The sequence below is a fragment of the Enterobacter sp. C6 genome (assembly GCF_008122455.1).
Classification (GTDB): Bacteria; Pseudomonadota; Gammaproteobacteria; order Enterobacterales; family Enterobacteriaceae; genus Enterobacter; species Enterobacter pseudoroggenkampii.
The window spans coordinates 1-12,290 of sequence record NZ_QPFW01000199.1 but is presented as its reverse complement, the minus strand read 5'-3'; the positions used below and the strand labels follow the sequence as shown (position 1 = coordinate 12,290).

The 12,290-nt window shown below is 58.4% G+C and carries 14 protein-coding genes; 5 read left to right on the top strand and 9 right to left on the bottom strand.

Features of this window, described 5'->3' with window-relative positions; translation table 11 throughout:
• Window positions 1-181: 181 nt before the first annotated feature.
• Complete coding sequence (locus DOU50_RS08630; protein WP_048992753.1) at window positions 182-982, top strand: MBL fold metallo-hydrolase; 801 nt, start codon at window positions 182-184, stop codon at window positions 980-982.
• Window positions 983-1,045: 63 nt separating this feature from the next.
• On the opposite strand, the gene uhpT is transcribed toward DOU50_RS08630, so the two are convergent.
• From uhpT to DOU50_RS08585, 9 genes are all read right to left on the bottom strand, one after another.
• Window positions 1,046-2,437: a hexose-6-phosphate:phosphate antiporter gene (uhpT, locus tag DOU50_RS08625; protein WP_023309834.1), complete on the bottom strand. Its 1,392-nt coding sequence runs from the start codon at window positions 2,435-2,437 to the stop codon at window positions 1,046-1,048.
• A gap of 132 nt (window positions 2,438-2,569) precedes the next feature.
• Window positions 2,570-3,880 (bottom strand): MFS transporter, encoded by a 1,311-nt coding sequence (locus DOU50_RS08620; RefSeq protein ID WP_024907370.1) that lies wholly within the window; start codon window positions 3,878-3,880, stop codon window positions 2,570-2,572.
• Entirely contained in the window at window positions 3,873-5,378 is a 1,506-nt protein-coding gene (gene uhpB, locus DOU50_RS08615; RefSeq protein ID WP_148769208.1) for a signal transduction histidine-protein kinase/phosphatase UhpB, read from the bottom strand. The genes DOU50_RS08620 and uhpB overlap by 8 nt, the downstream gene beginning before the upstream one ends.
• Window positions 5,375-5,968 (bottom strand): transcriptional regulator UhpA, encoded by a 594-nt coding sequence (gene uhpA, locus DOU50_RS08610; protein ID WP_148769207.1) that lies wholly within the window; start codon window positions 5,966-5,968, stop codon window positions 5,375-5,377. The genes uhpB and uhpA overlap by 4 nt, the downstream gene beginning before the upstream one ends.
• 82 nt (window positions 5,969-6,050) lie before the next feature.
• Window positions 6,051-6,338, bottom strand: coding sequence for an acetolactate synthase small subunit (gene ilvN, locus DOU50_RS08605; protein WP_008500144.1), 288 nt, complete (start codon window positions 6,336-6,338; stop codon window positions 6,051-6,053).
• Window positions 6,339-6,341: 3 nt separating this feature from the next.
• The gene (gene ilvB, locus DOU50_RS08600; protein WP_048992747.1) at window positions 6,342-8,030 is read right to left on the bottom strand and encodes an acetolactate synthase large subunit; all 1,689 of its coding nucleotides are present in this window, start codon (window positions 8,028-8,030) and stop codon (window positions 6,342-6,344) included.
• Between the two features lie 106 nt (window positions 8,031-8,136).
• Window positions 8,137-8,235: an ilvB operon leader peptide IvbL gene (gene ivbL, locus DOU50_RS08595; RefSeq protein ID WP_057979964.1), complete on the bottom strand. Its 99-nt coding sequence runs from the start codon at window positions 8,233-8,235 to the stop codon at window positions 8,137-8,139.
• 147 nt (window positions 8,236-8,382) lie between these two features.
• Window positions 8,383-8,802 carry a helix-turn-helix domain-containing protein gene (locus DOU50_RS08590; protein WP_148769206.1) on the bottom strand — a complete coding sequence of 140 codons (420 nt, stop codon included), beginning with the start codon at window positions 8,800-8,802 and terminating at the stop codon, window positions 8,383-8,385.
• Window positions 8,799-9,113 carry a type II toxin-antitoxin system HigB family toxin gene (locus DOU50_RS08585; RefSeq protein ID WP_024907375.1) on the bottom strand — a complete coding sequence of 105 codons (315 nt, stop codon included), beginning with the start codon at window positions 9,111-9,113 and terminating at the stop codon, window positions 8,799-8,801. The genes DOU50_RS08590 and DOU50_RS08585 overlap by 4 nt, the downstream gene beginning before the upstream one ends.
• A gap of 488 nt (window positions 9,114-9,601) precedes the next feature.
• Here DOU50_RS08585 and tisB point away from each other — a divergent pair, with 488 nt between their 5' ends.
• The 4 genes from tisB to emrD form a co-directional block, all read left to right on the top strand.
• On the top strand, window positions 9,602-9,691 hold the full coding sequence (tisB, locus tag DOU50_RS08580; RefSeq protein ID WP_023309830.1) for a type I toxin-antitoxin system toxin TisB: 90 nt from the start codon (window positions 9,602-9,604) through the stop codon (window positions 9,689-9,691).
• A gap of 64 nt (window positions 9,692-9,755) precedes the next feature.
• The gene (locus DOU50_RS08575; RefSeq protein ID WP_090420307.1) at window positions 9,756-10,202 is read left to right on the top strand and encodes a GNAT family N-acetyltransferase; all 447 of its coding nucleotides are present in this window, start codon (window positions 9,756-9,758) and stop codon (window positions 10,200-10,202) included.
• Window positions 10,203-10,264: 62 nt separating this feature from the next.
• On the top strand, window positions 10,265-11,098 hold the full coding sequence (locus tag DOU50_RS08570; protein ID WP_032648548.1) for an EamA family transporter: 834 nt from the start codon (window positions 10,265-10,267) through the stop codon (window positions 11,096-11,098).
• A 175-nt stretch (window positions 11,099-11,273) separates the two neighbouring features.
• The coding region (gene emrD, locus DOU50_RS08565) for a multidrug efflux MFS transporter EmrD (protein ID WP_148769205.1) at window positions 11,274-12,290 on the top strand (1,017 nt) is incomplete at its 3' end.

The window sequence follows — 12,290 nt, the reverse complement described above, 5'->3', positions numbered from 1 at the left end:
AGCCGCTCATCATAGCGGGAAACGCACGGCGTCGACAGCGGGTAGAAGCATAATAGTGAATGGAAAAGCGCTGGAAAAAGGGCAGGAAAGACGTTTTAGTTTTTATGGGGACGATTATATATACACGGTGTATGGTCAATGCCTGGCGGTAACGAATCTTCACTTCAGGGAAAGAGCGAACATGTCCATAACAATCAGTGTCCTGCTGGAGAACAGACCTAATCCCGGCGCTAAAAATTTACTGCGAGCTAAAGCAGGACTCAGCCTGTTTATACAGGATGAAAATGATTCCATTCTGTTTGATACCGGTCCGGATGATAGCTTCATACATAACGCAGCTCTGATGGGAGTCGATTTGACCCGTCTGACCGCAGCTGTACTTTCTCACGGGCACTATGACCATTGCGGCGGCGTTCCGTGGTTACCGGATAATTGCCGGATCGTCTGCCATCCCCACGTGGCCTGCGAGCGCTACTCGGCAATACAGTTTTCAGGGTATACCGCCAGATTAAAAAAGTTGTCGCTGAAAAATGATTATTCACACTATCGCATGGAGTACAGCAGCACCCCGCTCCAGATTGGGAAGCGCTTTATATGGTCAGGGGAGATCCCTGTCGCCAAACCGCACGCATACGGTGTTATCGGTGGTAAAAATGCGAATGTGGATTATGTGAAAGATGAAGGGGTTCTAATTTATAAATCTGACCGTGGCCTGGTCATTTTTATCGGCTGTGGGCACCGAGGTCTGATCGATATTGTGCATCACTGTCAGAGAATAACCGGCATCAACCATATTCATGCAATTTTCGGTGGTTTCCATCTTCGCTGTGCGTCACCGCGTAAGCTCTGGGCACTCAGGCAGTTTCTGCACGGCCTACAACCCGACAAAATAATGGGCTGCCATTGTACGGGTAAATGGGGCAATTTGTGGTTGCCGGACGCGGTTACCCCGGCAACAGGGGATATTTTTGTTCTGGGCTAGGTCTTAACTCAGCTAATAAAAAAGCCCGGCATCACACACCGGGCAAAGAAGTTACCTGCACACTCAGGCTGTTTTTAATTTCTGCGCACGATTCTCACGGCGAATTTTACGTTCTTCCAGCACCGCGACCATCGCCATCAGGACGATACAGCCAATCGCTGCTGCATCAAGCGCCGCGAAGGTGCCCGCCCAGCCGGTGAGGCCGAAAATCGGCGTGCCGTCAGCAATCATCCCCAGACCCAGCTTGGCGAAGCTGTCGCCGATCAGGTAGGCGAAGGTGCCCTTAATCCCATCGGCGGCGCCGATCGCTTTTTTCGGGACGAAGCCCACTGCCGCCACGCCGATCAGCAGCTGCGGACCAAACACCAGGAAGCCGAGCGCGAACAGGGATGCGAGGTAAACGTACTGGTTGCTGGCGTGCTGGTAGACGCCGAGGGTGGCGATAATCAGTGCCAGCGCGACGCAGGCCACCAGCGCGCGACGGCCGTTGGCGAGGTCGGAGAGCCAGCCCCACAGCAGGGTACCAACCAGCGCGCCCACTTCGAACAGGGTGAAGCCCTGAATCGCCACCTCTTTAGAGAGCTTCAGCTCCTGGAAGGCGTACACGGTGGACCACTGGTCGATGCCGATACGCACGACGTAGAGGAAGATGTTCGAGAAGCACAGCAGCCAGATCACTTTGTTTTTCAGCACGTACTCAACAAAGATCTGCCATTTGGACATCTCGTTTTCTTCGGTCTCTTTGTCCTCTTCGCTGATCTCCTCGCCGAACAGCTCTTCGGCTTTGCCGAGGCCGTACGATTCCGGGGAGTCACTACCGTAGCGCAGGCCGATAAAGCCGACAATCAGGGCGATAATCGACGGGAAGATAAACATGCCGATCACGTGGCCGTCGAACAGGTAGTTCGCGCCAAACAGCGCTACGCCAGCCGCACCGGCACCGCCGAGGTTGTGGGAGATGTTCCACATGCCGAGGTACGAACCACGCTTGCGGCGCGGGGTCCATTTGGTGATGGTGGAGTAGCTGCACGACCCGCCGGTACTCTGGAAGAAACCGCTCAGGGCGTAGAAGGCGATCATCAGGAACAGGCTAACGGACCCTGCGCCCATGCTGGCGCTGAAGCCGAGCATACAGATGGCGGAGAGGATCAGCATAAACGGCAGGAACTGCTTGGTGTTTTTGCCATCCGCGTAGTAGGACACGACGGTTTTACCCACGCCGTAGGTGATGGAGAAGCCCAGGCCAATCATCCCCAGCTGCGTCATGCTCAGCCCGTAGGTGGAGATCATGTCGTTCTGCGCGATGTTAAAGTTTTTGCGGATCAGGTACATGGTCAGGTAGCCGATGAAGACCACCAGATAAGACTGCATGAACGGTTTGAACCACATTTTGCGCCGCACGTCGAGCGGCAGATCCAGGGTCGGCTTGCGCACCTGATTTAAGAAGGCCAGCATGACTGAGTTACTCCTGAGCTGATTTTTGCAGCATTGTAAAAACCAGCCGGGAGAGATGCCTGAGACAGCGTCCAGGTGAAACCGGGAAAATTTCTTAGTTTTGCGCCACTCGGCAGCAAAAGGTGAGGCGCGTCACGCTTCGCGCGGCGCCTGCGCGTTCAAAAACGGCAGCAGCAGCAGGGCGGAGATCCCCGCCGCGATGGCGATCACCGCGAAGAATCCGCTCCAGTGCCAGATGTCGATCACCCGCGCCAGCGGCCAGCCGGAGAGCGATGCGCCAAGGTAAGCAAACAGCCCGACAAAGCCCGTCGCCGCGCCTGCCGCCTCTTTGTGCGAGCACTCTGCCGCCGCCATGCCGATCAGCATCTGCGGGCCGAACACGAAGAAGCCGGTGGTGAAGAAGCACGCCGCCTGCATCACGTAGCTGGCAAACGGCATCAGCCACAGCGAGCCAACGGAGAGCAAAATCCCGGCGGCGAATATCAGGTTCATCGGGCCGCGGTTGCCGTTGAACAGCTTGTCCGAGCCCCAGCCCGCCACCAGCGCGCCGATAAACCCGCCCAGTTCGAACATCGTCACCGCCGAGTTGGCGGTCACCAGGTCCACGCCGAGCGTCTCGGACATGTACAGATTGCCCCAGTCGTTGATGGCCGCACGCACCACGTACACCAATACGTAGCAGAGCGACAGCAGCCAGATATACGGGTTTTTCAGCACATATTTGGTGAGGATCTCTTTGCGCGTCAGCCCCGCCCCCTCCTGCTGTTGCGCCATTTCCATCTCGTCGTGCCGCCAGTCGCCCACCGCGGGCAAGCCAACGGTTTGCGGCCTGTCGCGCAGGCGCCAGCAGAGGAATAGCCCGGCGAGAATGGCAAGCCCGCCGGCAATCATCATCCCCGCGCGCCAGCCGTAGTGCAGCGCTGCGGCACCGACCACCATCGGGATCAGCGCCCCGCCGACATTATGCGCGGTGTTCCAGATTGCCCACCAGCCGCCGCGCTCGTTGCGCGAATACCAGGCGGTGAGCAGGCGGGCGCAGACCGGCGCGCCCCAGCCCTGGAAGAAGGCGTTCAGCGCCCACAGCAGGGCGAAGGCCCACAGCGACGTCGAGAAGCCAAACAGAATGTTGACCACGCCGGTGGCGATCAGCCCAACGCCCATAAAATAGCGCGCGTTAGAGCGGTCGCTGACGATGCCGGAGAAGAACTTCGACAGGCCGTAGGTGATGTAAAACAGCGTCGCCAGCAGGCCGATATCGGTGCGCGTCATCACGCCGCTGGCGAGGATCTCCGGCGCGGCGGCGTTGAAGCTTTTGCGGGTAAAGTAGAAGAGCGCGTAGCCGAGCCAGATAGCGATCAGAATATGGCGACGCCAGTAGCGGTAGCGGGCGTCGATTTCCGCTTTGTCACCTATCGGTGCGGCGTTCGCGGGGGTCTTAAACATGGTGGCTCCTTAGCGGCAGGCTGACGCTGACGCGCGTCCCGTGGGTGCAGGAGAGGTTCAGCGTGCCGCCGAGCGCCTTCACGCGCTCGCGCATGCCCGCCAGGCCAAAGCCCTGCTGGCCGGAGCCCGGCGGCAGGCCGCAGCCGTCGTCTTCAATTACCAGCATCAGACGTTCGTCCTGCTCCCAGCCCTGTATCGTGACCGCGCTGGCACTGGCGTGTTTGACGATATTGTTCAGCCCCTCCTGACAGACGCGGAACAGCGTCACGCGCTGGCCTTCGCTCAGGACAGATTCGTTAATTCGCCAGTCGAGATGGCTGACAATGCCGCGGCTTTCCAGCTCCATCTCGCGCATCAGGGAACGCACCGCCTGCTCCAGCGACAGGTCGTCGAGCTGACGCGGACGCAGCCTGCCGAGGAGACGTCGCACCGAGTCATACACGCCCAGCGAAAGCTGCTCGATATGCGCTCCGCCCTGCTTCACGCCCGCGTTTTCCGCCGCCAGACGCTGGACAATGCCCGCCTGGGTGCGGATGGCGGTGATCGTCTGGCCGATATCATCGTGCAGCTCGCGGGCGACCTCCTGCCGCACGCTCTCTTCGGTCTCCAGCAGGCGTTCAGCCAGACGCCGGTTGCGCGCCAGCTCGATTTGCAGGGACTGGTTCAGCTCGCGCAGGCGCTGAATGCCCGCGCCGAGCAGCAGCCCGGTCAGGCTCTGGGCCAGCAGGGAAAGCAGCAGGTCCACCGGATGGTCGTGCCAGGTCTGGCTGGCGATCAGCGCGATGGCGTTCATTAGGGTGGCGATCAGCGCCCCCTGCCAGCCGTAGTGCCAGGCCAGGGCGATAATCGGCAGCGCAAGGCAAAATGGGGTAAAGCGTGAAAGCTCGGCAGGTAAACCCAACTGAAGCCACAGGCTCACCACGAACAGCAGCAGATACCAGATGAGGTGCCGGGCGCGCCAGTTCACCGGTTGGGAAACCAGCGCCGGGCCGAGCGGCTGCCAGACGGTACTGGTGAGGTAATGCCAGATAACGAGGCAGGTCGGCGCGAGGGTCAGGCCGCCGGTGAGGGTCAGCAGCAGCGCGTTGAGCATCTCCTTATCACCCGCCCACGGCAGGGACTGCAGTAGCGCGGCGGCAATCAGCGCCGCCCCCTGTCGCAGCAGCGTACGCCAGTCGCGCTGGTGACGGTAGCGGGAAATGAGGGCAACAGGGAGCAGCGTGAGCAGGCTTCCGGTCATCAATAATGGCAGGTGCACCAGAGCGACTTCCTGCGCCAGCCAGACCAGCAGCAGCCACTCTGCGCCCAGCAAAACGGGCCAGTAGCCGCGCGGGCACTGGAGCATGAGCCCCAGTCGCAGGCCGAAGGGGAACAGCAGCACCGCCAGCTCGGGGCGTTCCACCAGGTGCAGGCTGATGCTCCATAAGCAGAACCATGCGGCGGAGAAGATAAAAAAGCTGGCAACGACGGCGATCAGCCGCGAAAAGACGGGACTCATTGCCAGCTGTCGAACATGCGGCGCGCCAGCTCGACGTCGTTGCTGACGTTAAGTTTTTCCATCAGGTTGGCGCGGTGAACGTGTACGGTTTTCGGGGACAGTTCCAGCTCGGCGGCAATCTCTTTTACCGACATTCCCTGCGCGAGTTTTTCCGCAACCTGGCGCTCGCGTCTGGTGAGCGGATCCTGACGTCCGGCCGCCAGCTTGATGGCGATATCCGGCGTTAAATAGCAGCCGCCGGTGGAGACGGTGCGCACGGCGGCGATCAGTTCGTCCGGGCTACAGCGTTTGGAGAGAAACCCGCGCGCCCCCGCGTTGAGCGCCTGCTCGACCAGCGCCGGGCTGTCGTGGACAGACAGCATAATCGTCGACATTCCTTTCGGCAGCTGGCTTAGCAGCTCCAGCCCGGAGAGATCCGGCATCGAGATGTCGCAGATACAGACCTGCACCCCGCGCCCCGGCAGGCCCGCCAGCGCATCGCGACCGGAGCCAAACTCGGCCACGACCTGGAAATCTGGTTCGAGGTTGAGAAGCTGGGCAAAGCCAGAGCGGACGATAAGGTGGTCGTCGATAAGGGCGATGGTGGTCATGTGTCTTCCTGCGGTCTGAAAACGCCGGATGGCGCTGCGCTTATCCGGCCTACAAGAGCGAAAGACGCTTACCTTAAGCGATCTATTCGAAAAACACCGCAATTTTGTTAAACATGGTGGGATCGGACTGGTTACGCGCCACGTTGGTGACATCTTCCAGCTTGTCGATCTGCGCCATCATCTGCTCCAGACGCTGGTCATCGTTGACCAGTAGCCAGATGCGACTGTGCTCGCTGCCCTGAATCGGCAGACAGAGAATGCCTTCCACGTTAAACGCCCGGCGGGCAAACAGCCCGCAGACGTGGGTCATGACGCCAGGGTGGTTGCGGACGGTGAGTTCCAGAATGACGTTATCATGTTGTTTCTGCATGGCTTATTCTCCCACCATCTCAGTATTTGCCGCACCCGGCGGCACCATCGGATACACTTTTTGTTCAGGGTCGATACGCACGTGGATCAGCGCCGGGCCAGGGCGAGAAATCGCCGCCTGCAGCGCCGCGTGGGCATCCTCTTCAGCGTTCAGATCGCAGGTGTGCAGGCCAAAACCGGCGGCAATCTGCATAAAGTTAATCATTCCCGGGTAGGTCGCCGCAAACACGCCCTGCTTGTAGAACAGGCTCTGCTGCTGATGCACCAGACCCAGCGCCTCGTTGTTCATCAGGATGATTTTCACGTCTAACTGGTTTTCGGCCGCGGTCGCCATCTCCTGAATGTTCATCATCAGGCTGCCGTCGCCGGAGAAGCAGATGACCTTGCGGTCCGGGTTGGCGAGCGCTGCACCAACTGCTGCAGGCAGACCAAAGCCCATAGTGCCCAGACCGCCGGAGGTCAGCCACTGGCGCGGACGGTTCAGCGGGTAGGCCTGAGCGGTCCACATCTGATGCTGGCCGACGTCGGTGGTGATAATCGCGCTGTCGTCCACGCAGGCGGCAACGGCGTTGATAAGACCATAGTGGCTCAGCGGGTCGCCTTCGGTTGGGATGGCGCCCGGGAACTCGCGCTGCAGATCGGTCACCAGCTGACGCCAGTCGGCGCGGTCGGTTGCGTCCGTCTGCGGGATCAGCTCCGCCAGCACTTCGGCAACATCGCCCTGAATCGCCACGTGCGGCTGCTTGATTTTACCCAGCTCGGCGCGGTCGATATCCACGTGAATGATTTTCGCGTTCGGGCAGAACTGCTCGGTTTTGCCAATCGCCCGGTCATCAAAACGCGCGCCCATAACAATCAGCAAATCCGCCTCTTGCAGGATGTAGTTGGTGCTGCGCGCGCCGTGCATGCCCAGCATACCCAGGGACAGCGGGTGCGCTTTTGGCAGCATGCCGAGCGCCATCAGGGTCATGGTGGTCGGCAGGTTGGCTTTTTCCGCAAACTCACGGATTTCATCCGCAGCGTTAATCGCCCCGCCGCCCAGATAGAGCACCGGACGTTTAGCGGCGTTGATCATGGCGGCAGCATCGCGCACGCTCTCAGCGCTGAATGCTGGCGCGGGGGCACGGTCGCCCGGCTCCGGCAGCACGTCGATCTCGATCTCTGCGGTCTGGACATCCTTAGGAATGTCTATCCACACCGGGCCCGGGCGGCCGGACTGCGCAATGCGGAACGCATCGCTGATAACCTGAGGAAGTTCGCTGATATCGCGAACTAAATAGTTATGTTTGGTGATGGGGATAGAGATGCCGTAGGTATCCACTTCCTGGAACGCATCGGTACCGATCATCGAGGACGGCACCTGGCCGGTAATGCAGATCAGCGGAATGGAGTCGAGGCGCGCGTCGGCGATGGCGGTCACCAGGTTGGTTGCGCCCGGCCCGCTGCAGGCCATACAGACCGCCGGTTTACCCTGGGTACGCGCCATGCCCTGAGCGATAAAGCCTGCCCCCTGCTCGTGGCGTGCCAGGACGTGGCGGATCTGCGTGCTTTGGCTTAACGCATCGTACAGCGGCAGCACCGTGCCGCCGGGGATGCCCGCAACCGTGGTGATGCCCTGTCGCTCCAGCAGATGAACGATCAGCTGCGCGCCGGTAAAACGCGTCTTGTTGGATGTTGTGCCCGAACTTGCCATGCTCCAGTCCTTTTCTTCTGGGCCGACTTTCCGGGGAGGCTCTTAAACGAAAAACCCCGCCCGGTTTGCGCCGGCGGGGTTTTGGATTCGTGTGTTGATCCAGTCCCTACGGCGCATTGCCGACGACCACCACCACACGCACGACGACCACTGCGGCTGGTTGCGCAGTTTTTAGTAGGGTCGAAGTGAAGATGGATGAAGTCATTGGGGACCTGTGTTTGGATTCATTGATTGAATTTATACAAACACAGGTTTTCGAGCGTGACAATGGAAAAATTTTCATCTGCGCAAAAATGCGTCAGGGATCAAGTTTCGTTTGTTGGGTGGTGACACTCAAAAAGTCGACTTTGACTCACTCAATAAACAGCGCAGGTGATACCCCAAATCTGGCCGCCAGCTTTTTAATATGGTTCAGCGTAAGCTGTCTCTGACCATTCAGAACCCGTGAAACCATCGATTTACTGCCAATTTCATCCTGAAAATCCGATATCGTCAGGTTGTACTGATCCATTAAGGTTCTTAAAACCGCAACACCGACGGGAACGGACTCCATCTCCTTGCGTAATGCGACTATCTCTGGCCGGTTGGCTTCGTAACGGCTAATCCTGGCGCACACAATATCCAGCAAGGGGCTATCGGGCTCGTTCATGAGCAGATACTCAACCAGCTCAAGCGCATCTTTATAATCTTTCTCGCTCGGCTGTTCACCCAGTAAAGGAACAGCCGCAACAAGGGCATGCGTAGCTTTCATTGCATCAGCGACGATCATCATTTCTTCCCCTTAGTGCGATGTTTCTCCGTAAAACGGTCATATTCCTTATGAGTAAAAACATGGCGCACATAAAACTTTTGGCTTTCAAAGAAGATGAGAGCCACTACTCTGAGATTGTTGTTTGCAATATCAATAACATAATGCTTATCCAGATACTTAAAGTTATCCAGCGTCGGAAACAGTTTTTTCAGCGCAGCAGGTGTCGGGCAATGGCTCTTTTCGATGGTGCGGCCTAAAAACAGGAGCTCTTCCTTGTGCTGCGGAAACTGAGTTACCGCATCATAAATTGCCTTCATAGAGATTAAATGCATACTGCATGCCTGCCGCGTCCGTTGCCATTATGGCAACAATACCATGCATTGCCAATGTGTCAACAAACATCGTTGCGTCATCTAACATCTGAAAACAAAAAACCCCGCCGGAGCGAGGTTTTTATCAGGGTTTTGCGGTTGGTCGCCGCAGAACACACTGTGTTACGTCAACGCAAAAAGTATACGCGATCGAAGACGAACGCGCAATTCCGGCACGGATTTTGACGTTTTTGAGTATGGATCGCCTTTCGATTTTTGTCCAAAAAATACTGTTCATACATACAGTATTTATCTATACTGAGGGTGTTCGCAGTGAGCGAGGGGGCCGCAGTTCTACCGGCGCAACGAAGTCCTGGCTGAAACGGGTGGTGCCGTCAGTGCCTTAACCCCTGAAGTGAGCACACTGTGTTACGTCAATCCAGGTGCTGGCAACAGGCGGCGGAAAGGTACGCCAGCATCGTGCTCCTTTTAACCAAAAGGAGACGCGTATGAGCGTAGTGGATATGGTGATACTTATCCTCAAACTCATTGTTGCTGTACTGCAACTGCTTGATGCTGTCCTGAAATTCCTTCGGTAATTCAGGTTCAAGTCGCACCTGAGAGGGGCGGGCAACCGCCCCTCTTTAATAACGAGGGAATGCTATGTCGCGTCTGTTGATTGAGCCTGTCACACCGGATGAGCCGGGGTATATCGCCCTGAAGGCGGAAAGTATCGCATTGAATTTCAACATGCTGCGCAGGCTGGAAGAGAGCTGGCAGCGGGGTGAGAACCGCTTTAACGCACCGGGTGAAAAGCTGCTGGGTGCGTTTCTCAACGGCAGGCTGGTCGGCGTGTGCGGCCTCAACCGCGATCCGTTCAGCCAGCAGCCGCGCGCCGGACGTATTCGCCATCTCTACGTCAGCGAGAAGTGCCGCGGGCTGGGCATTGGCAAACAGCTTTTAACCGTGGTAATGGCCGATGCCAGCATCTGGTTTGATTTCCTCAATACCCATGCGCCGGACGCTGCCTATGGGTTTTATCGCCGGGCAGGTTTTACGCTGGTCTCGGACGAACCGCGGGTGACGCACCGCCTTTTTTGTGCGGTGTAATCGCCTGGCAGCTTCAGGATGTGAATGTTACAGTTGAGTGACAATTCACCACCCGATACGCCATGACCATCACCGTTTTCTGCATTTTGCTGTTCGCCGCACTGCTGCATGCCAGCTGGAACGCCATCGTTAAAGCCGGAACGGACAAGCTCTATTCCGCAATAAGCGTCAGCGGCTCTGCCACGGTTATCGCTCTGGTCTTACTGCCGTTTTCTCCACAGCCCTCTGCCGCAAGCTGGCCGTTTTTGATTGTTTCCTGCGCCTTACAGGTGGTGTACACCGTGCTGGTAGCGAAAACCTATCAGGTCTCCGACATGAGCCAGACCTACCCGCTGATGCGCGGCACCGCCCCGCTGCTGGTGGCGCTGATCAGCGTGCTGGCGCTCGGCGATAGCCTTTCGTGGCTCGCCTGGTCCGGGATCGGGGTAATTTGCCTGTCGATTCTGGCGATGGCGATGAACGGGCGCACGCAGTCGCGGAAAGGGATCTGGCTGGCGCTGCTGAACGCCTGTTTTATTGCCGGATATACGCTGGTGGACGGCACCGGCGTACGGCTGTCGGACACCGCGCTGGGCTATACGCTATGGACCTTCTTTATGAACGGCTTCTGCCTGCTGAGCTGGGCGATGGTGGCGCGTCGGCGCGAGGCGTCCGGCTACCTGCGTCTGCACTGGAAAAAGGGGTTGCTCGGCGGCGTTGGCACGATGGGCTCATATGGTCTGGCGCTGTGGGCAATGACGCAGGCACCGCTGGCGGTGGTCGCGGCTCTGCGGGAAACCTCCATACTCTTTGGCGCGCTGATCGCTTTTTTGCTTTTAAAAGAGAAGGTTGCGGGCCTGCGCATCGCGGCGGCGCTGGGCATTGCCGGCGGCGCCATTCTGCTGCGCCTGGCGTAAAGCACTGGCAACATTAGTTGCCGTTCTTGTTTACAAATCCTGCCTTTGCCGGTTTTTTCATTCACCAAGACAATGCTTAAATTGTCATCTCTCTGTGGTAGATTCCTCGCGCATTTATGGGAATGCGCAGTCACTTATTCTTCATTTTTCTCTTTTGGCAAAAGTATTCAGCGACATGAAAAAGCAACGGAACGTTAACTTATTGTTGATGCTGGTGTTACTGGTGGCCGTCGGTCAGATGGCGCAAACCATCTACATTCCGGCGATTGCCGACATGGCAAAGGAATTAAACGTCCGCGAGGGCGCGGTACAGAGCGTAATGGCAGCCTATCTGCTGACCTATGGCGTTTCGCAGCTCTTCTACGGCCCGCTGTCCGACCGCGTCGGGCGTCGCCCGGTGATCCTGGTGGGCATGAGCATTTTCATGGTGGCGACGGTAATTGCCATTACCACCCACAGCCTGACCGTATTGATTGCCGCCAGCGCCCTGCAGGGCGTCGGGACCGGCGTCGGCGGGGTGATGGCGCGTACCTTACCGCGCGATATGTATCAGGGTACCCAGCTGCGCCATGCCAACAGCCTGTTAAACATGGGTATTCTGGTCAGCCCGCTGCTGGCCCCGCTGATCGGCGGCCTGCTGGACACGATGTGGTCCTGGCGCGCCTGCTACGCCTTCCTGCTGGTGCTCTGCGTGATTGTCACCTTCAGCATGGCGCGCTGGATGCCGGAAACGCGCCCGCTGGATGCGCCGCGCACGAAGCTTATCACCAGCTATAAAACGCTGTTCGGCAACGGCGCGTTTACCTGCTATCTGCTGATGCTGATCGGCGGCCTGGCGGGCATTGCGGTGTTCGAAGCCTGTTCCGGCGTGCTGCTGGGCGCGGGGCTGGGCCTGAGCAGCATGGTGGTGAGCATTCTGTTTATTCTGCCGATCCCGGCGGCGTTCTTCGGCGCGTGGTTTGCCGGGCGACCAAACAAACGCTTCTCCACCCTGATGTGGCAGTCGGTGATCAGCTGTCTGCTGGCGGGTCTGATGATGTGGATCCCGGGGCTGTTTGACGTGATGTCGGTCTGGACGCTGCTCATCCCGGCAGCGCTGTTCTTCTTCGGCGCGGGGATGCTGTTCCCGCTCGCCACCAGCGGCGCGATGGAGCCGTTCCCGTTCCTCGCAGGTACGGCGGGCGCGCTGGTG